Origin of the sequence: Arenicella chitinivorans (assembly GCF_014651515.1) — a bacterium.
GTDB lineage: Bacteria > Pseudomonadota > Gammaproteobacteria > Arenicellales > Arenicellaceae > Arenicella > Arenicella chitinivorans.
In genome coordinates this window covers 1-19,404 of the sequence record NZ_BMXA01000003.1, presented here as the reverse complement: position 1 = coordinate 19,404, position 19,404 = coordinate 1, and the positions used below count along the sequence as shown (strand labels likewise).

Sequence of the window (19,404 nt, the reverse complement as noted above, 5' to 3'; positions counted from 1 at the left end):
TCTTTTTTTGTACACTATGATCCTGCCAACGAGTAACGCAGACATCTGCAAAAAAAAGAGTTAAGAATGAAACAATATGACTTAGTGGTTATTGGTGGCGGTTCAGGCGGTGTTCGAGCAGCCCGAATTGCGGCCGGACACGGTGCCAAAGTCGCCATCTGTGAGGAGTATCGCTACGGCGGCACCTGCGTTATCCGTGGCTGTGTGCCGAAAAAGCTGATGGTTTACGCTGCGCACTTCGCCGAAGACTTCGAAGACAGCCGAACCTACGGTTGGGACACGCGTGTTAATGGGTTCGACTGGCCAACGCTGATCACCAATAAAGACCAGGAAATCGATCGCCTCAATGGCATCTATGAAAAGCTGTTGACGAACGCTGGCGTAGAGATGTTTCACGGCAGCGCGTCACTGGTTGACGCACATACGGTGAGCATAAACGATCAATCATTGCGCGCGGACAAGATTTTAATCGCAACCGGCGGCACACCGTTTCTACCACCGATCCCAGGCGTGGAACTCGCGATCACCTCGAATGAAGTTTTCCATCTAGAGGAACAACCGAACACCGCGATCGTGATCGGTGGCGGCTATATTGCCGTCGAGTTTGCCGGCATTTTCAATGGTCTCGGCACGGACACCACGCTGGTTTATCGGGGACCACAAATTCTACGCGGTTTTGACGATGCGGTGCGGACTCATCTGGCCGATGAAATCACCAAAAAAGGTATTAACCTTCGACTGAACGAGCACGTAGAACGCATCGAATTAGTCGATGATGGTCGCAAACTGGTGACCTACGCTAATGGTGATCGAATTGCGGTGGATTGCGTTTTATTTGCAACCGGCCGCTCACCAAATACTGCCAATCTTAATCTCGTATCTGCCGGCGTTGAGCTGGGTACGAGTGGACAGATCCTTGTAGACGAACATTCAAAAACGAATGTGGATTCCATTTATGCCGTCGGAGACGTGACAGACCGGATCGCGCTCACGCCCGTTGCTACCATGGAAGGCCATGCCTTCGCGGATACCGTCTTCGGCGACAAACCCCGCTTGGCGGATCATAACCTCGTCCCCTCAGCCGTCTTTTCACAACCGTCTGTGGCAACGGTTGGCTACACCGAGCAAGACGCACGCGCCGAATTCGAACACGTCGACACCTATACCTCCAGTTTTCGCTCACTCAAACATACGCTGACCGACAACACCGAACGCGTGCTCATGAAGCTGGTGGTGGACGCCGCATCCGACAAAGTTATCGGCGCACATATGGTTGGGCCAGAAGCGGCAGAGATCATGCAAGGCATAGCAATTGCAATCAAGGCTGGTGCCCGCAAAGCTGACTTCGACGCCACTGTCGGGATTCATCCGAGCATGGCTGAGGAGTTCTGCACCATGCGCACCAAGGACGCAGATTAGAGGCTGGTATGCGTTATCGAGAAGGTGAAATTCCACCAGAGCAGCTGGCGGTGAATGCCAGCAACGATATGCTACTGTTAACCGCTGTATTGGGCGTGTTGATCGGTGTGGTGTTGAGCGTGATGGGCCACAAGGGCAAGCAGCTTTGGATGTTAGTTTGGGGTATCGGCTTGGTGTTTTGCAGCGCCTATCTTGGGATATCCATCGCCTTTGACTGGAAGCCGTTCGGGGCCTTCTAAAGGCTTACAAAATTGCATCGCTGGCACGGCATCCAACACCGTGCCAGCTGCATTATGGTGTTACTCCTTAATCCCGTGCGCTAGGAACATAAACGCATATTCCTCAGCATAGTCTTTTAATCGACCGTAACGACCACTGTTTGAAAAATGCCCTGCCCCCATGTTAATGCGCATCACCAACAAATTGTCATCGGTTTTTAGTTCGCGCATACGTGCAGTCCACTTGGCAGGCTCCCAATACGTCACGCGCGGATCATTGAGTCCGCCACTGACAAACATCGGCGGGTAATCGCTCGCTGCAATATTATCGTATGGCGAATAGCTGGCGATCAGATCATAATCTTCGGCACTTTCAATTGGATTACCCCACTCTTTCCACTCCGGTGGTGTGAGTGGCAGTGAGGCATCCAACATCGTATTCAACACATCCACAAAAGGAACGCCTAGGTTGACCGAACGCCACAACTCTGGCGCTTGAATGGTCACCGCGCCCATCAATTCACCACCAGCGCTGCGCCCGGAAACGGAGATGTTCCCCGCAGAAGTGTAATCAAGTTCGATCAGACCGCGCGCCACGTCCACAAAGTCATTGAAGGTATTGGTCCGCTTTTTGAGCTTTCCATCCAGATACCACTGATAGCCCATCATAGAGCCGCCGCGCACGTGAGCCACAGCGTAAACAAAACCTCGGTCCAGCGCACTTAAACGTCCGGTCGAGAAACTCGGTGTTACTGTCGCTGAATACGCACCATAGCCGTACAGCCACATTGGGTGACTACCATCGCGCTTGAAACCATCTTTGTAGACCAATGTGACCGGTACTTTAACGCCATCACGCGCGGTGATCATGACACGCTCTGTCTGATACTGGTTCTTATCGTAACCAGATGGGATCTTCTGCACCTTTCGAGTCGAAAGCGCCTGACTTGTTAGATCATAATCAAACACCGTTGCGGGCGTAATCATCGACTCGTAATCGATTCGAAGATGCGACTGCGTAAACTCAGGATTCACGCCGATATCAGCAGCAAAAACAGATTCTGGGAACGCCACTTCACGTGAAGCGCCGTCATAACCACGAATATGGATTTTCTCCAGCCCAAGATCACGCGACTTGATGGCAATAAACTCATCAAAGGTTTGCAGACCCATGAGATAGACATCGTCACTGCCATCCTGGATAGTTCGCCAATTCGCGTATTCCGGGTTGGAATCACTCACACTAGCAAGACGAAAATTCTTATGCGTGTCATTCGCCAAGATATAAAACTTGCCATGTGCGTGATCAACCGATTGCGTGAAACCCTGCTCGCGTGCGGTGATTTGCACCAACTTGCCGGATAAATCAGCCGGAATAACATAGGTCTCTTGCACTTCACCTTGAGAAGAAACCACCAACAGAAACTCACGACTGCTGGTCTTGCCAAAACCAATAAAAAAACCATCATCGCTTTCGTAATACAAGGTCGTGTCTTGATCCTGCGGTGTGCCCAACTTATGGACCTTAATATTCTTAGCCAGCCACTTGTCTTTCTCAAGCAACGCATAAACTAATGATTTTCCATCCGCACTAAAGGTAATGCCGCCCTGTACGTCGCTCAAAACATCGGTCAACATTTCACCAGTGTGTAAGTCTTTGACCCGGACCTCATAACGCTCGTCGCCGGCGGTGTCGACTGAATACGCTAAATAACGATTGTCTGGGCTGATTTCCCAACCACCAAGCACAAAGTAGTCATGCCCTTTCGCCAGTTCGGTTTCATCTAGAAAAATCGCCTCTTCGCCAGTTTTCAAATTGGTACGACTGCGCGTTCGGTACTCTTCACCGGGACGAAAAAACCAGCGATATTCGTAACCGTTGTCCACATAAGGCACTGAAGTTTCTTCTTCATCCGTGCGGCCCTTAAACTCTTCGAAAATGGTGTCGACAAAGGTCCGGTGCGGTTCTAAAAATGACTGGTAATACGCATTCTCTTGTTTCAAATAGTCCAGCACCGGTTCATCGTTCACCTCTGGGTAGCCCTGATCTTTCAACCAATGATAATGATCCGTCAAGGTTCGCCCGTGGTGCTGAGCTTCATACGGTATCTGGGGCGCTTGCGGGGCCGCAATCGGCAATTGTTTTATTCGCGTGTATTCTGATTCGGACATAGGGTAGTGATTCGTCGTGGCGCAGGCTGCCAACCCCATAACGGGCAGCAACAGAAGTCTTGATAAGCGCATAATGGTAACCGTGTTGATGGGAAAGGCAACAAGAATACCTCAAGGAGAACCACGCTGGCATAAAAATTTTTGCCCAACAACGCTGCAGGTGCACGCGTCGTAAGGCACTGCTATGATGCTGCCACCACATAACGAATAGACCATCATGCGCACTGACAACTCTCGCAAGTTCGATCACTGGATTCGAAACGATTTCAAACAGCTTAATACCGAGCTTGAGCTGGCCTACCAAGAAGCTGGTTGCCGAGACACCATCGTCGGTGTTGGCGAAAAAACCAAACAGACTCTGCTAGACGAAGGCAACCTGCACATCCGTGCGCTACTGCATGAAGGCAATACCGACGAAGGATTTGACAATGGCTTTGATTTATTGGGCAATGTAGGCTTTTTTATGGCCGCGTGTCGACGGCACGACCTGACAGAACCGTCCCGCGAAAGACGTTCTCCTCTAACCGACGCGTCGGCGCTTGCTATGCAGCTCGGTGCATCACTTGGCGTAATACCTCGTTTTGCTTCCGCACATTTAGAAACACATAATCGAGCGCTGAACGGTAACTATAAATCGTTTACCAACTTACCGGACGAACACCTGTTTCTGGAGTACAACACACGCGGCGTATTTGCGTTTATCCGCGCATCCGAAGCCTTATTGCACTCTTTGCCATTGGGTATTAGCCATCCCGTGACACACGATCTGCTGCTCGCCGCACAGGCTGACCTTAAACAGGTGATCGCAAATAATCGTGCATTGTTTGATACCCTTGATGTCGATCGATTCTTCTATGCGGTGCGCCCATATTACAAACCCCATCGTGTCGGCTTACACGAATATCGCGGTGCCAATGCGGGCGATTTTGCCGGCATTAATGTGATCGATTTACTGCTCGGACTGTGTCGTGCAGATGACCCTTATTACTCCCAACTGCTGGTCGATAAATTTTTATTTATGCGGCCAGATGATCAACTCATTCTGCGTGATTGTATGCGTCGCCGCAGTCTATTGGATGCGTTCCTGATGGCACTCGACGACCCTGAGGCAACGCGCGCAGCATGGTTTCAACGCAATGCCAAAGCATTTTTAGATGTGTGCGCTCTGCATGGCGAAACCGCGATCCAACACCACGAGCTTTTGATTGCGCGCTTTATAGAACACCCGGCACATCGCGACGGCCTGGACCAACAATCCGACCTCACCGCCAGTGGCCCACGGTTAGACGTGATGCTGCGCGGACTGAAGAAACTCTGCGATCTACGAAGCGCTGCGAATGTCGATGGTTTAAGTACGCGGTTTGCCGACTTGCAACGATTGCGGGAGGCCGTAGACCATGCATGATCATAGAGACTGTAGCTCAGAGTTTGCGACCACCGACGATATTTACCTGCTGGCCCACTCAATCGGTAAAATGCCACGCAATGCGGTGGCCTATGCACAGCAACACTTTTACGACAGCTGGCAAAGCAGTTCCGAATCTATTTGGCCTCAATGGCTAAACGAAATCGAGTCGTTTAAGTCTGCTTTAGCGGCCTTATTCAACGCCGATGCCAGCGAGTTCTGTCCACAGACCAACGTTTCCAGCGCATTATCCAAACTGGTGTCGTCACTACCCAAAAACAGCACCAAGCGCACCATCGTAATGACCGACAACGATTTTCCATCCGCCGGGTTCGTGTTACAACAAATGCAAAACCTCGGGTTTACCCTGCGCGTGATCGACAAACAGCAAGACCCGCTGGACTTAAACCATTGGGCTGATGCGATTGACGAAACCGTGTGCGCGGTTTTCATCACACACGTACACTACAACACTAATCGGCGTGTCAATGTACAAGAGATCTGTCGCTTGGCGCGGGCGCAGGACGCCATCAGCATTGTGGATATTGCGCAGTCAGCCGGCATCGTACCGATTGACCTCCAACGCTGGCAAGCGGATGCGGTCATCGGGTCCTGTATCAAGTGGCTGTGTGGCGGTCCTGGCGCGGGCTATCTATGGGTGCGATCGGAACTGGTATCTCAGCTAGAACCACTGGATTTGGGCTGGTTTTCACATGACAATCCGTTTGAATTTGACATCAACCACTTCGAGTACGCCGCCTCGAGCAATCGTTTTTGGGGCGGAACGCCGTCGGTTCTGCCGTTTGTGATTGCCACGAACTCGATCCAGCTGATTAATCGAATCGGGGTAGAGCATATCCGACGCCATAATCTGGTCCTCAGTGACAGGCTGCTGGCTGAGCTACCCGCGCAAGCTCAATTAGTGTCCCCGCTGTCCGCTAACCAACGTGGCGGCACGCTTGTTATCAAGTTTGACCAACAGGAACGTGTTGCACAACAGCTGCAAAAATCGGGCGTCTTGTTTGATGCGCGGGAATATGGCATTCGTATGTCACCGCATATTTACACCCAAACTGATGAAATTGAGACCTGTATTCAGGCACTTAATTTGAACTAAGGCTTCGCTGGCGGAGAATTAGGTCTGACAACGGCGACAATAAAACGTGTTACGCTGGCCGATCACCTTGGATTGGATCTCATCGCCACACTTATGACATGACTCGCCCGCTCGCCCATAAACTTGTAACTCGTGTCGGAAATAGCCAGGTTTACCATCGACTTGAGTAAAATCATTTAGGGTGGTGCCGCCCGCTTCAATCGCCTTTGCTAGCACACGTTTGATCTCCTCTGCGAGGCGCTGATAGCGCACGCGACTCACGCGCTGCGCCGCGATGGTCGGCCGAATACCGGCAGCGTACAGTGATTCGCTAGCATAAATATTGCCAACCCCAACCACAACCTGACCATCCATGATGAAATTTTTGACCGCGACTCTCTTACCGCGCGACCGTGTAAACAAGTAGTCCCCATCAAAACACTCACCTAATGGCTCCGGACCTAAGTTCTCGATCAACTTATGCGCCTGAACCGGCTCCTGCATGACAAGACAACACCCAAAGCGACGCGGATCGTTAAATCGAATGGCACGCGTGCCGAACACCAAATCTATGTGGTCGTGCTTTGCGGCTGGATAACTCGTATCCACCACACGCAGGCTGCCCGACATACCCAAGTGCAACATAAGGACGGCTTGTTTAAAATGGATCAGAATGTACTTGGCACGGCGACTTAACTTTAGAACTTCAGAGCCCTCCAACGCGGCGACCTCATCGACCGGCACCGGCCAGCGCAAACTGGCATTACGAACGACAACCTGATTTAGAGTCTGACCATCCACATACGGCGCTATTCCACGCAGTGTAGTCTCAACCTCTGGTAATTCTGGCATTTAGTCCTTAGATGAATTGGGCTGTGGGGCCAGTATTAATTCACCAGCGCTACTACCTGTGACTTCCTGAATCAATTCGGCATCGGTGGTCTTAGCCATCCGATGCATACCAGCGCGAAACAACTGCAACGCTTTGCCACTCTCATTTGCGGACTCATACACATCGCCCAACAAGGCGTAGGCTTTTGGCAACTGAGCCAATTCAATGGCTTTCTGCAGGTACTCTTTTGCCAACTCTAAATTTTTCTCTCGAATTGCGAATTGACCCGCCGCCAGATTCAGTTCGGCATTCTCTGGGCGCGCCATCAACCAACCTTCAACCACACGACGCAGTTTACCTGGCTTCTCACTTGGGATATCCCCGTACAAATGCGCCAACTCGTCACTCCAATCGGACTTCAATGCGGTTCGAATTAGCTTTTCAGCCGTCGCACCGTCACGTTGGTGAATTAAGTGGCTGGCATACAGCGCCACATTGGCGACACGTTTACGCTGCTCTCTGGGTAAATTTTTCCACGCCGCATCTTTATCTGCCGCGGCTCGCAGGCTCGCAGTGTGTGCGTCATCATAAATTTTGTCCAACACTTCGGCGGGCAACGCCTGCTGTTTACGAGCGACCGGCAACAAGGCTATGGCTTTATCCCAGTTACCAAGTTGCTGATGGGTTTGCATCAGCATCGCGGTAAATTGTGCATTTGATTGACCGATATCCGCAATGTCAACCAAGGTAGCCGCTGCCTGCTCCCATTGCCCGGCAGATTGATGCAAACGAGCTTTGGTTAGTCCAATAGCAAGCCGCTCTTTGGGTGCTGCTTTGTAGGCGGCATTTAGATACTCATCCCGAGTCACCAGCCGCCCTTGCTCCTGCGCCGCTTGTGCGGCCGCCAGGTAGTTCACGTAAGGCACGCGACTGGCATCGGTTTTACTCACCAGGCTTTTTTCTGCGCGTTTCCAGTCCCCCTTAATCAGGGACAAATAACCAGACCCCAAAGCGGCATCGGCTTTTTTGTGTGCTCGCCGGGTACGCCAGCCCGAAAATGACGACGGCGCCCGCCAAACCGACTTAACCAACCAGAAAAATAACTGCCAAGCGAGGAACAGTAAGAAAACGAATACCAAAAACTCAACAAAGCTCATTTCCCAGAGGTACACACCAACGTAAATCTTGACGTAGTTACCTGGCTGCACGCCTCCGAGCAGGAATAAGCCATACGCGGCCAAACAGGCCAAAGCAATCACCAGAATACTGCGCATGGCTATTGCCCGCCTTTAATTGTTTGCAGGAGCGTGTAAGACTCCGTGACCGGCGGCAAGTCCACGCGCACTTTCTGCGCCTGCATGGATCTCAATTGCGTCAGCACCTCTTGTACTTCAGGCGTCTTCATATCAAAGTATTCGGTGAGCCATTGCTCGGCACTCTGCAAACTAGCCTGATACACGGTATTGCGACCCTGCAATGCCGCCAATTCCGCTTTAGCTAACTGCAGCTGCAGATTCTGGTTCAGGAAATATCGTTGCTCTGGCGCCAGTAACGGCTTAGGCGGCTGATCAATTCGTTGAATATCGAAACGATTCACCAAATCAGCCCAAAACTCACGCAAGCCGCCAAGAAAGGTGGTTTTCTCCTCCTCTGTCAACTCAGGTTCGATCACCACAGGCGCTAAGCTTGGCCGCTCATTTTCCAGCTTAAGCGCTGGTATGCGTGCTGCCATCGCCTGCAATTCGCCAGTGATTTGCTCAACATCAACCTGTTCTGCGTTGTTCAATAAGCCGATCTCCTGATTAATTTTTTGTCGCACGACAGAAAAGCGGGGATCTGCTAATTGCTTTAGCTGACTGTCTGCCAAGGTCAATGCTTTGACAGCCGAATCAATGTCACCGGCGAACAACACATTATTGTTTGCCAACTTCAGCAACTGCCCGACTTCGTCAATGATATAGCTGTTAACCCCCTGTTGCAGTGACGCATTAATTTGCGTCATTGCTTCGGTCAATGCCGACTGCCCTTGATCCAACTCTCTGAGCGCATTATCGACACGCGTACTCTCTTGCAACATTTTCGCCGTCAGCATAGGCTCAGTCACGACACTGGATTGTTGTGCTTGGACGCGCGCCACAGAGTCCGTAATTCGTTTAACTTCGCCTTGAATCTCAGCCACACCGACCACCAGCTGCGCATTACGCTCGGCACGTTGTACATTGTTTTCGTACCAGGTATAAGCCGAGCCACCAAGCGCACCAAGAGAAACCAAGATCGCGATCACGCTTAATCCCGTGGCCAGACCTCCACCCGATTTCGCTGGCTGAACAGGTGCCGCCGGGGCGGAGGACTGAGGAGGTGTTGGATTATTCATGACGCTAGATTCTTTCTCTCGCGGCGCCGCTGCGGACGCAGACAGTTGTTCCGGAGATGGGTTAGGCTGATTGGCATCAGCAGCGGTAACATCGGTTGATGCCGGTTTAGCTGATGTGGTCGTGCGCACCGCATTCTTGCTGGCTGCGCGTTTAGATCTTTTTTTGCTCGCCGGTTTACTGGAAACCGCTTTCGTTGATTCTGGTTTGCTGGAATCACTCATCACTTACCGCCAAATTTGTCCCCGCCAATGCGAGCAGTAGGTTATTTCACAAGACAAAAAGTCTAACACACCACGCCCCGCGGCACTACGCGCCCAGCGGCTTGCTTAGCGCGAAAAAGCGATCATCATATGCTTATTTGACGGTGATTCAGCGACCTCGATCGCGCCGGTCCAACCGAACTCTTTAGCCCGCTGAGCAATCTTGTTACTACCAGCGACCAGTGTTGAAGACAATAATTGATCAGACTCACTGCCTGCCAACTCAATTAGATGAATGAGTGATTGCTGACTGTGCACAAACACGCCTTCAATCGGCTTGCGCTGATCCAATATCTCGTGCAATTGTTTGGAACTGGCAGACGGCAGTGATTGTCGGTAGCATTTTGCCTCAATCACTTCCGCCCCACGTTTGCGCATTTCTTCGGCAGGCCAGTCTAGCCCTAACTCACCACGCACGATCAACACGCGGCTGCCGCGTAAGTCTTGCATGGTATCCACCTTTAACAACGCTTCTGCACCTTGGCCGTGGTCTGGAAAATGAGCATCAATGCCATGCCGGTATAATTGTTTAGCGGTTTCTGCACCAACTGCCATCACTCGCGCGATCGGCGGCATGCCGCCATACTGAGCAATCAAGGGCAGCCCGAATTCGACCGCATTACGCGACACGAAAATAACATCGGTGAATGTATCGAGCTGCTCCAGAACCCGCTTCACCGCCAAATCATGCACTTCATCCACTTTCAAAGTCGGTACGTGCGTGGGCTGGTAATCGAGACGGTGTAGTATCGCCGCCGTGTTACCCAAAAAGCGATGCTGTCTGGTCAACAACACAATTGGCTTGGTAATGGTATTCAATGCCATGGGCTGACGGTATACATCTGCCAGAATTTCACCGGCGCCTTGTTTAAGCAATTCGTTGGCCACCACCTGACCCAGCTCTGCTGCACCGCCGACCGAAATATTGCTCCCAAATTGCGTTGACGCGAGCACCTGCGTGCCATCGGTTTTTCCAACCATGCCGCGCAGCTTAATTTTGCCGGACTCCAACTCAGCGTATCCCGCGACCGGTACCTGGCATCCACCTTCAAGCGCGGCATTCATTGCGCGTTCCGCTGCCAGAAATATCGCGCTCTGCTTACTGTGCAAGGGGGCAAGCAAACTTTTGGTGGTGTCGTCATCGGAGCGACACTCAATGCCGACGATCCCTTGACCAACGGCAGGCAGACACAGCTCCGGCGAGATATATTGCCGAATACGATCCGTCAAACCAAGACGAATCAACCCTGCCGCTGCCAAGATAATGGCATCATAATCGCCGTTATCGAGTTTTTGTAACCGCGTATTCACATTGCCGCGTAGTTCCACAAACTCAAGCGCCGGAAATGCATTCCGAAGTTGCGCCACACGACGCAGACTGGCGGTGCCAACCCGTGCTCCCTTTGGCAGCGCATACAGATTCTGATAGTCATTCGAAACCACGGCATCACGCGGATCTGCCCGCTCACAGACCACAGAAATTTCCAGCCCTTTTGGCAAATCTACTGGCACATCTTTCATTGAATGCACCGCAATATCCGTCTTATGTTCGAGCAGAGAGACTTCAAGCTCTTTTAGAAACAACCCTTTACCACCGGCAGTCACCAGACTGCGGTCCAACAGCTGATCTCCTTTGGTGGTCATTCCTACGATGTCTACAATCAACTCTTGATGCGCTTGTAATAATTGTTCTTTGACGTAGTTCGCCTGCCACATAGCAAGCGGACTATTGCGAGTCGCAATGCGAATCGTTTTCATAGAGTCTTTATCTTATGAGCTAAGTTCACGGGGTAAGTAACTGTACCATATGGCATTATCGATGCGGCACGTTTTTGAAATTCTGTGGAATCTAACTTGGGCAGCGACACCGGGACACGCTATAATCGGCGCCACGAATTTCACGCTGCGCAATGCACGCAGGCTAAATCAGTTAGATATTTAAAGCCATGGCGAATCAACAACGCACCGGCAAGAAGCCGTGGGGCGGCCGTTTTACCGAAGCAACCGACGAACTCGTCGAAGCCTTTACCGAGTCCATCAGCTTCGACGCCAGACTTTATCGGCAGGACATTCAAGGCTCAATTGCACACAGCCAGATGCTCGCAAAAATCGGCGTGCTATCCGACCAGGAAGCAGCGGACATCGAGCAGGGCTTGCTTCGTATTCAAGAACAGATCGAGGCCGACACATTTACCTGGTTGACCGAACTAGAAGACGTGCACATGAACATCGAGGCGCGCTTGACTGAGGACATTGGTGATGCCGGAAAAAAGCTGCATACCGGTCGCTCACGCAATGATCAAGTAGCCACCGATATTCGTCTGTACATGCGTGAAGCGAGCGATCAGGTGGTACAACTGATCCAACAACTGCAACTGGCCTTGGTAACACTCGCGGACAACGAAGTCGACACCATCATGCCCGGGTTCACACACCTGCAAGTGGCGCAGCCCATCAGCCTAGCGCACCACCTGCTAGCATGGAATGAAATGCTCGAAAGAGATGTCGAGCGCGTGATCGATTGCCGCAAACGGATTAACGTCATGCCGCTGGGTTCTGCCGCGCTGGCTGGCACCAGCTTTGCGCTGGATCGTGACCTGACTTGCGAGCTACTGGGATTTGATCGCCCAACACGCAACTCCCTCGATGCAGTCTCTGATCGTGATTTTTTGATCGAATTCGCATCCGCAGCCAGCCTCGCCATGATGCATTTGTCGCGCATGTGTGAGGAACTCATTCTCTGGGCCTCAGAGAGCTATAAATTCATTGAGATCGGCGACGCTTTCTGTACTGGTTCGAGCATCATGCCGCAGAAGAAAAACCCGGACATTGCCGAAATTGTCCGTGGCAAGAGCGCGCGCGTGATCGGAAATTTGCACGCCTTGCTGGTACTGATGAAGTCTCAGCCACTGGCGTACAATCGCGACAACCAGGAAGATAAAGAACCGATCTTTGACACGGTGGATACCCTACTTGCCTCGCTACAAGTGTTTGCCGCCATGATCCCAAGCATTCGCTTCAATCGTGATCGCATGTATCAGGCCGCACTCAAGGGCTACGCCACCGCCACCGATCTAGCGGAATATCTGGTGCGTTTGCACGTTCCGTTTCGAGATGCTCATGAAATCGTCGGCAACACCGTGCATTATGCAATCGAGCAAAATAAACCACTCTCTGACTTGAGCCTGAATGAACTGCAATCTTTTGGACCCATGATTCAAGATGATGTGTATGATGTACTCACGCTCGAGGGCTCGATAAACTCACGCGCCCATTTTGGTGGTACCGCGCCAGCCCGCGTGCGTGAAGCACTCGACGCGGCGCGTACTCGACTTCAGACTGATTAACCACGGGAACACTATCAATGTCTAGATCATTTTCGCTACTCTTGTTGCTGGCACTTGCTGCCGGTGTGACTGCCTGCGGCCAAAAAGGCCCATTAATCGTAGACAAACCGGTTACAGAGCAAGTCGAAACACAAGAAAAAGAGCTCGAAGAAACCAAATAACTTACCCAGCCAAAAATGGCACGCACGGACGCCGTCGTTTTGACCCGCAGGCTACTACCATGACATTCTTTGCTTATCATGCTGGCGAGCTTTACGCCGAGCAAGTTCCCTTGAGTCGTGTCGCACAACAAGTCGGCACGCCCGCCTACGTTTATTCACGCGCGGCCATTGAAAACCAATGGCGCGCACTGGACGATGCCTTTGGCGATTACCCGCATACCATTTGCTATGCCGTTAAAGCGAACAGCAATATCGCCATTTTAAATCTGTTGGCGCGCCTGGGATCCGGGTTTGACATCGTGTCCGAAGGCGAACTGCGTCGCGTTCTGGCGGCCGGCGGTGATCCGTCTAAGGTGGTGTATTCCGGCGTGGCAAAATCAGTGCACGAACTCGAGTTTGCACTCAAGAGTAACGTGCGCAGTATCAATATCGAATCGGTCGCTGAACTGCATCGACTGCAGGCGGTGGCCGCGTCGCTCGGTGTCACGGCGTCCATTGCGATTCGAGTCAATCCGGACGTCGACCCGGAAACACATCCGTATATTTCGACCGGCATGGAAAAAGCGAAATTCGGCGTCACCATGGAAGCCGCGTTCGAGGCCTATAAACTGGCTCATACCATGCCCAACATTGAGGTGCATGGGATCGCGTGTCATATCGGTTCGCAAATCACCAAAACCAGCCCCTTCACCGACGCGCTGGAAATTGTACTTAATATGGTGAAACGACTCGCACAGGCAGGTATTCAGATTCAGCAGCTGGATCTTGGCGGTGGCTTGGGTATCAATTACCAAGGCGAGACCCCACCAGCGGCAGACGAATATGTGCAAGCAATGATAGCTGGCGTGGCCGCACACGGGATTGATCTACCCATCGCGATTGAACCAGGCCGGTATATCGCCGGCAACTCTGGGGTCATGCTTACCACGGTGGAATATACCAAACACAACACCAGCAAAAATTTCGCGATTGTGGACGCGGGCATGAACGATCTAATGCGACCAGCGTTGTATCAAGCACACCATGAAATCATTCCCGTGCGTACCGACTCGAGCGCCGAACCAGTCTCTTACGACGTGGTTGGGCCAGTTTGTGAGTCAGCGGATGTGCTGGGGTATGAACGTGAACTTGCGCTACAATCCGGTGATCTCTTGGCAGTTTGTTCAGCTGGCGCCTACAGCTTTGCGATGAGTAACAACTATAATTCTCGCACCAGACCGCCGGAAGTGATGGTTGACGGAGACCAAATCCATGTAATTCGACGCCGCGAAACGTTTGATCAATTGATTCAAGGCGAGCGCCAACTGCCGGATTAAGTTTACGCATTCCGACACCGAATGCTGGTATTTTTTAACGAAATAAGTTATTGATATTGCATGAAACTATCCAATTACATTCGCGTGGTCAGTGTCGCCCTACTCACGACTCTGATCAGCACCTCAGCAGGCGCGCAAAAGCTCTATAAATGGGTTGATGCGCAAGGCAATATTTCCTATCAGGATCAACCACCACCAGAAAGCGGCAAGCTGCTTGAAGAGAAGACGGTGGCACAAGGTAAATCCAACGCAGCAACGGCAACAGGAAACCAACCGACAATTAAAGTGTACACGGTTGACAGTTGTGCGCCTTGTGCACAAGTCGTACTAAATCTGATGAAGATGGGTGTTCCGCATGTCGAGCTGCCCTTGAACGATGATCGTGAAGCACAGAGCCTAATCTTAGAAAAGACCTCGAGCTTAATCGCACCAACCATTTTGATCGGCGACCAGGTATTACAGGCCCCGTCCGAGGCGGATTTAAAGCAATCTGTTATCGACGCAGGTTACGAAGTCACCGAATAAGCCAATCGGCTACCGCATTATGAAAATAGCCTCCTGGAATGTGAACTCGCTGCGAGTTCGCATGCAACACGTCTGTGACTGGTTGCAAGCGAATCAACCTGACTTATTATGCCTGCAAGAGCTCAAGATGCCAGACACTGAGTTCCCTGCCGACCAATTCAAATCACTCGGATACCACAGTGCCGCCACCGGGCAAAAAACCTACAACGGCGTTGCGATTCTGAGTAAGCACGAATTAGCCGATGTGGTAACCGACCTGCCAAATTTCGACGACCCAATGCGCCGCTACATTGCGGCCAGCGTTCCATGGTTAAATGGCAAACACCTTCGGATCGTCAATGTCTATGTACCCAATGGACAGGCGCTCGACTCCGATAAATTTGTCTATAAACGTCAATGGTTCGCGGCCTTGCAACAGGCCATGCGAACGACCTTAAACAAACACGAGAATACGGTACTGGTTGGTGATTTTAATATCACGCCTGGCAATATTGATGTGCATGACCCAAAGCGCTGGGAGGGCAAAATTCACTGCTCAGACACTGAACGCCTGATGCTGCAAAAACTCATGAGCGAAGGTCTATACGACACCTTTCGACAGTTCCACGATGAAGGCAGTAAGTTTTCATGGTGGGATTATCGCGGCGCAGGCTACAACGCCAACGAAGGCTTACGCATTGACCTAGTTCTAAGCTCTGCCAACATGTTACTCGCGGCGCAGGATAGCTGGATCGACGAAGCACCGCGTAAACTTGAGCGACCTTCCGACCACACGCCGGTCGTTGCGCACTACAGCGCTTAGCCGTGCAGTATCAGTCGGGCAATGGGGTCCGGCGTTCGAAGGCAGAATTGTCATCTTGCTGACATTTTGTCGACCTAACCTTTAGGCTTTTGATCTACTACCCCACCTCCCCATGAAAAAAATAGTCTCGCTTTTTGCCATCCAGATGGCACTCGCGTCAGCGAATATATTTGCTGCTTCAATTAGTGAACTTCGTGTCGATGACCCTGGCACCGATGATGACGAATATGTCGAGCTTGTCGGCTCTCCGAACGAATCACTAGCAAACTTGACGTATCTGGTTATTGGCGACGGATCGGGCGGCAATAATGGCGTTATTGAATCAGTTATAAATCTGTCTGCACAAACGATTCCTGCCGACGGTATTTTCGTATTTTCTAAAACGGTTACATTACTCGGCGGCACAGTCACCAGTGATTTCCACGTGCCAAGCATCAGCTTTGAAAACAACGACAACGTCACACATTTATTAGTTTCAGGATTTACAGGTAGCAACGGCGACGACTTAGATAGCAATGATGATGGCACGCTCGACACCACGCCGTGGAGCACTGTCGTCGAATCAGTCGGCCTGAAGATCAGCGATAGCGGAGAGCAAATATACAGCACAACGGTCGTTGGTCCAAACGGCAGCAAGGCGCCATACCATATTTTTAAATGTGAATCCGATTGGGTGATCGGTAACGAAGATAATACCGCACCCAACTCCCAAGACACACCGGGAGCCGAAAACGATTGTGGCGGTGACCCAGTGGACCCGGATCCAGACCCAGTCAGCAGAACCATACCTGAAATCCAATCCGCAAGTGACGCTAGCCCATTGACTGGAACCGAGGTTACAACCAGCGGAATCGTTACCAGTATTATGATGCGCAATGGGCAGCCAAACGGATATTTCCTTCAAGACGTTACTGGCGATGGCGATGCATCAACCTCCGATGGCATTTATGTCTATGAGCCCAATGCAACTGTGTCGGTCGGCGACAACATCACAATCAGTGCCACAGTCGCTGAATTCTATGGCTTGACCGAGCTTACAGATTCGACCAACACCACGGTTAACTCATCCGGTAATTCACTGCCAACACCAGCGCCAGTGGCATTGCCAGAAACGACAGACGGCGATCTCGAGCAGTACGAAGGCATGCTGGTTGAGATCACCACACCGATGACCGTCAGTCAGAGTTATTTTCTTGGGCGCTATGGGCAGATGACGCTGGCGTCACCCGATGACGCAGGCAATGCCGGAAGACTCTTCCAGCCAACCAATATGTTCCCAGCAAGCTCTCCTGAGGCGCTTACCTTAGCGGATGAAAACCAACGACGACTTTTAATTTTGGATGATGGAAGTGACGACCAAAACCCAGACACCGTACCGTATCTTGGCAAAAACCCTGTAGCGGTGATTCGGGCGGGCGATCAAGTATCCAATCTGGTTGGCGTACTCGACTACGGGCGTATTAATTCAAACAATCCGGCTGGCAACGACTACCGCTTGCATCCGACCCAAGCGCCAGTGTTCACTGCCATCAACAATCGCACAGGATCACCTGCCCCCCTAGAAGGCACAGTTCGAATTGCAAGCTTCAACGTGCTCAACTACTTCACCACGATCGACAACGGTAGCAAGTCGTGTGGACCTGTAGTTCAAAACTATTGCCGCGGCGCAGATTCAAGCAGCGAGTTCATACGCCAAGAAAGTAAATTGGTAGCAGCCATTAACAGCATGAATGCGGACGTCATTGGCTTGATCGAAATCGAGAACAATGGCTTCGGTGCTGGCAGTGCAATTCAGTCGCTGGTAGATGCATTGAATGCAGATGCCGGTTCCACACTGTATAGCGTACTCCCGGTGAATGAAGGTGCAACACCCGGTCTAGGAGATGACCTGATTACGGTTGGCTTCATTTATAAACCCGCCAAGGTAACACCGGTCGGTACTGCGGCGACCTTAAATACCGGCGCATTCTCACAATCGATCAGCGACAATGGACGCTCACGACAACCGCTGGCAGCAAGCTTTCGAGACCTTGCGTCTAACGAGGTCTTTACTGCCGTGGTAAACCATTTCAAATCCAAAGGCGCGCCAAACTCGCCAGTTGGTAACGGCAATGATGACCAGGGCGATGGCCAAGGTTCTTGGAACGCACGTCGAGTAGAAGCGGCTAATGATTTGGCAGATTGGCTCGCCACCAACCCCACCGGTGTGAATGATCCTGACATTCTGATTTTGGGAGATTTGAACGCGTATGCTCAGGAAGACCCAATGCTGGCACTCGCCAGTAAAGGTTATACAGACCTGATCAAACAAAAACTCGGAGACACTTCTTACTCATACGCGTTTGACGGTATGTTTGGTTCACTCGATCACGCCTTAGCCTCCAGCTCTCTCGTGTCTCAAGTCGGCGGTGTAACACAATGGCATATCAACGCCGATGAACCCAGAGTGATTGACTACGATGAAGACTTTAACCCTGCGGGTTATTTTGCGCCCAATGCATTCCGTGCCTCAGATCATGACCCCGTCATCGTCAGTTTGAACTTCGCAGCAACGGAGACTTGCTACGTTGTGCCAACAGCGAGTGGCAGCGTTGTAACGTTCTGTTTGTAAATTGATAGCAGTGCGCGTGGCCACAAGGTAGTGGCCACGTGACGGTAAAAATGGGTCAGAGCCGTTTTTCCCTAGGCCTACCCTGTGGCCGATGCTTAACATCTCGGTCAAGCAGCTCAGCCATCTGAGACTGAAAGGCTTCTGTCCCTAACACCAGGCCTTTCTGGGTAGTAAGACGAATATCCTTCAAAACCTCTGCATCCAACTGGTGAGCAAACAAATCTCGGTATCGATCCAATCTTAGACTAACTGAATCGCCTAACGCTAAGTAACTCGGATGCGGTGTCTGTAGGGATGAACTCAATCCCATGGCATTAGTAGCATAGCTGGACCAACGATAATCCTTTGGGTTCTCCACCATACGTGCCCTAACCGGATTCAATTCGATGTATCGATAACACGCCAAAACATAGCTCTCTGATTCGACCAAACAGGAGCGAAACCGGCCTTCCCATAAAGTGCCCGTCCGTCGGTACTTAAAATTAAAATATTGAACGTATTTGCGGCCCAGCGACTGCATCAGTTTCGACACACCCATAGGCTGATGTGCCGTCAACAGCAAATGCACGTGATTGGTCATAAAAACCCAAGCGTGTATATCAACCTGATACTTACTCGCGTATTCCCTCAACCACGCAGCATACGCCGCAAAATCCTCATCCGCGCCAAAACATATTTGACGATTATTGCCACGCTGTATCACGTGCTGCGCCACACCGGGCGCATCCAGTCTTGGTAATCTAGGCATATCGAACTCCTTTTCGATTTTGCAATTTGTCTTTGCCGGCCTAACTCAATAATTAAATCGGCTCTACTGTGATGAATACCTCCCATCTTCTTTGACAAGTCGATATTCGACTCAGAA

Annotated in this window: 16 protein-coding genes and 1 pseudogene; 10 read left to right on the top strand and 7 right to left on the bottom strand. The window is 51.3% G+C overall.

All coding sequences use genetic code 11. The features are described 5' to 3' along the window. Positions 1-66: 66 nt before the first annotated feature. Both gor and IE055_RS09895 read left to right on the top strand, forming a co-directional pair. Positions 67-1,419, top strand: coding sequence for a glutathione-disulfide reductase (gene gor, locus IE055_RS09900; RefSeq protein WP_189400386.1), 1,353 nt, complete (start codon positions 67-69; stop codon positions 1,417-1,419). An 8-nt stretch (positions 1,420-1,427) separates the two neighbouring features. Beyond that, on the top strand, positions 1,428-1,658 hold the full coding sequence (locus IE055_RS09895) for a hypothetical protein (RefSeq protein ID WP_189400384.1): 231 nt from the start codon (positions 1,428-1,430) through the stop codon (positions 1,656-1,658). A 60-nt stretch (positions 1,659-1,718) separates the two neighbouring features. Here the strand turns inward: IE055_RS09895 and IE055_RS09890 are convergent, their stop codons facing one another. Then, the gene (locus IE055_RS09890; protein ID WP_189400382.1) at positions 1,719-3,881 is read right to left on the bottom strand and encodes a S9 family peptidase; all 2,163 of its coding nucleotides are present in this window, start codon (positions 3,879-3,881) and stop codon (positions 1,719-1,721) included. Between the two features lie 145 nt (positions 3,882-4,026). Between IE055_RS09890 and IE055_RS09885 the strand changes: the two genes are divergently transcribed. Together IE055_RS09885 and IE055_RS09880 are read left to right on the top strand one after the other, a co-directional pair. Further along, a complete protein-coding gene (locus IE055_RS09885; RefSeq protein WP_189400380.1) occupies positions 4,027-5,214 on the top strand; it encodes a PrnB family protein in 1,188 nt (395 codons plus the stop codon). Further along, positions 5,207-6,331, top strand: a complete 1,125-nt coding sequence (locus tag IE055_RS09880; RefSeq protein WP_189400378.1) for an aminotransferase class V-fold PLP-dependent enzyme — start codon at positions 5,207-5,209, stop codon at positions 6,329-6,331. Before IE055_RS09885 ends, IE055_RS09880 begins: the two co-directional genes overlap by 8 nt. 18 nt (positions 6,332-6,349) lie before the next feature. Here the strand turns inward: IE055_RS09880 and mutM are convergent, their stop codons facing one another. From mutM to hemC, 5 genes and pseudogenes are all read right to left on the bottom strand, one after another. Further along, the gene (gene mutM / locus IE055_RS09875; protein WP_189400376.1) at positions 6,350-7,162 is read right to left on the bottom strand and encodes a bifunctional DNA-formamidopyrimidine glycosylase/DNA-(apurinic or apyrimidinic site) lyase; all 813 of its coding nucleotides are present in this window, start codon (positions 7,160-7,162) and stop codon (positions 6,350-6,352) included. Next, complete coding sequence (locus tag IE055_RS09870) at positions 7,163-8,416, bottom strand: heme biosynthesis protein HemY (RefSeq protein WP_189400374.1); 1,254 nt, start codon at positions 8,414-8,416, stop codon at positions 7,163-7,165. It abuts the gene before it with no gap. 2 nt (positions 8,417-8,418) lie between these two features. After that, the gene (locus IE055_RS09865) at positions 8,419-9,738 is read right to left on the bottom strand and encodes a uroporphyrinogen-III C-methyltransferase (RefSeq protein ID WP_189400372.1); all 1,320 of its coding nucleotides are present in this window, start codon (positions 9,736-9,738) and stop codon (positions 8,419-8,421) included. 105 nt (positions 9,739-9,843) lie between these two features. After that, positions 9,844-10,602 (bottom strand): uroporphyrinogen-III synthase, encoded by a 759-nt coding sequence (locus IE055_RS17970; RefSeq protein ID WP_268244542.1) that lies wholly within the window; start codon positions 10,600-10,602, stop codon positions 9,844-9,846. A 9-nt stretch (positions 10,603-10,611) separates the two neighbouring features. Next, positions 10,612-11,535, bottom strand: a pseudogene (hemC, locus tag IE055_RS17965) (hydroxymethylbilane synthase); the annotation flags it as partial. Between the two features lie 188 nt (positions 11,536-11,723). On the opposite strand from hemC, the gene argH reads away from it, so the two are divergent. From argH to IE055_RS09830, 6 genes are all read left to right on the top strand, one after another. Continuing rightward, a complete protein-coding gene (gene argH, locus IE055_RS09855) occupies positions 11,724-13,124 on the top strand; it encodes an argininosuccinate lyase (RefSeq protein WP_189400368.1) in 1,401 nt (466 codons plus the stop codon). 17 nt (positions 13,125-13,141) lie between these two features. After that, on the top strand, positions 13,142-13,285 hold the full coding sequence (lptM, locus tag IE055_RS09850; RefSeq protein WP_189400366.1) for an LPS translocon maturation chaperone LptM: 144 nt from the start codon (positions 13,142-13,144) through the stop codon (positions 13,283-13,285). 59 nt (positions 13,286-13,344) lie between these two features. After that, positions 13,345-14,601 (top strand): diaminopimelate decarboxylase, encoded by a 1,257-nt coding sequence (lysA, locus tag IE055_RS09845; RefSeq protein ID WP_189400364.1) that lies wholly within the window; start codon positions 13,345-13,347, stop codon positions 14,599-14,601. Positions 14,602-14,661: 60 nt separating this feature from the next. After that, entirely contained in the window at positions 14,662-15,126 is a 465-nt protein-coding gene (locus IE055_RS09840; protein ID WP_189400362.1) for a glutaredoxin family protein, read from the top strand. 19 nt (positions 15,127-15,145) lie between these two features. Next, positions 15,146-15,928 carry an exodeoxyribonuclease III gene (gene xth / locus IE055_RS09835; RefSeq protein WP_189400360.1) on the top strand — a complete coding sequence of 261 codons (783 nt, stop codon included), beginning with the start codon at positions 15,146-15,148 and terminating at the stop codon, positions 15,926-15,928. Positions 15,929-16,040: 112 nt separating this feature from the next. Then, positions 16,041-18,539, top strand: coding sequence for an ExeM/NucH family extracellular endonuclease (locus IE055_RS09830; RefSeq protein WP_189400358.1), 2,499 nt, complete (start codon positions 16,041-16,043; stop codon positions 18,537-18,539). Between the two features lie 55 nt (positions 18,540-18,594). Here the strand turns inward: IE055_RS09830 and IE055_RS09825 are convergent, their stop codons facing one another. Beyond that, entirely contained in the window at positions 18,595-19,287 is a 693-nt protein-coding gene (locus IE055_RS09825) for a transposase (RefSeq protein WP_189400356.1), read from the bottom strand. Positions 19,288-19,404: the final 117 nt, after the last annotated feature.

What these genes read in the sequence shown, in the direction of transcription:
- gor (WP_189400386.1), top strand. Translation starts at nt 67, where the DNA reads ATGAAACAATATGACTTAGTGGTTATTGGTGGCGGTTCAGGCGGTGTT.
- IE055_RS09895 (WP_189400384.1), top strand. Translation starts at nt 1,428, where the DNA reads ATGCGTTATCGAGAAGGTGAAATTCCACCAGAGCAGCTGGCGGTGAAT.
- IE055_RS09890 (WP_189400382.1), bottom strand. Translation starts at nt 3,881, where the DNA reads ATGCGCTTATCAAGACTTCTGTTGCTGCCCGTTATGGGGTTGGCAGCC.
- IE055_RS09885 (WP_189400380.1), top strand. Translation starts at nt 4,027, where the DNA reads ATGCGCACTGACAACTCTCGCAAGTTCGATCACTGGATTCGAAACGAT.
- IE055_RS09880 (WP_189400378.1), top strand. Translation starts at nt 5,207, where the DNA reads ATGCATGATCATAGAGACTGTAGCTCAGAGTTTGCGACCACCGACGAT.
- mutM (WP_189400376.1), bottom strand. Translation starts at nt 7,162, where the DNA reads ATGCCAGAATTACCAGAGGTTGAGACTACACTGCGTGGAATAGCGCCG.
- IE055_RS09870 (WP_189400374.1), bottom strand. Translation starts at nt 8,416, where the DNA reads ATGCGCAGTATTCTGGTGATTGCTTTGGCCTGTTTGGCCGCGTATGGC.
- IE055_RS09865 (WP_189400372.1), bottom strand. Translation starts at nt 9,738, where the DNA reads ATGAGTGATTCCAGCAAACCAGAATCAACGAAAGCGGTTTCCAGTAAA.
- IE055_RS17970 (WP_268244542.1), bottom strand. Translation starts at nt 10,602, where the DNA reads ATGGCATTGAATACCATTACCAAGCCAATTGTGTTGTTGACCAGACAG.
- argH (WP_189400368.1), top strand. Translation starts at nt 11,724, where the DNA reads ATGGCGAATCAACAACGCACCGGCAAGAAGCCGTGGGGCGGCCGTTTT.
- lptM (WP_189400366.1), top strand. Translation starts at nt 13,142, where the DNA reads ATGTCTAGATCATTTTCGCTACTCTTGTTGCTGGCACTTGCTGCCGGT.
- lysA (WP_189400364.1), top strand. Translation starts at nt 13,345, where the DNA reads ATGACATTCTTTGCTTATCATGCTGGCGAGCTTTACGCCGAGCAAGTT.
- IE055_RS09840 (WP_189400362.1), top strand. Translation starts at nt 14,662, where the DNA reads ATGAAACTATCCAATTACATTCGCGTGGTCAGTGTCGCCCTACTCACG.
- xth (WP_189400360.1), top strand. Translation starts at nt 15,146, where the DNA reads ATGAAAATAGCCTCCTGGAATGTGAACTCGCTGCGAGTTCGCATGCAA.
- IE055_RS09830 (WP_189400358.1), top strand. Translation starts at nt 16,041, where the DNA reads ATGAAAAAAATAGTCTCGCTTTTTGCCATCCAGATGGCACTCGCGTCA.
- IE055_RS09825 (WP_189400356.1), bottom strand. Translation starts at nt 19,287, where the DNA reads ATGCCTAGATTACCAAGACTGGATGCGCCCGGTGTGGCGCAGCACGTG.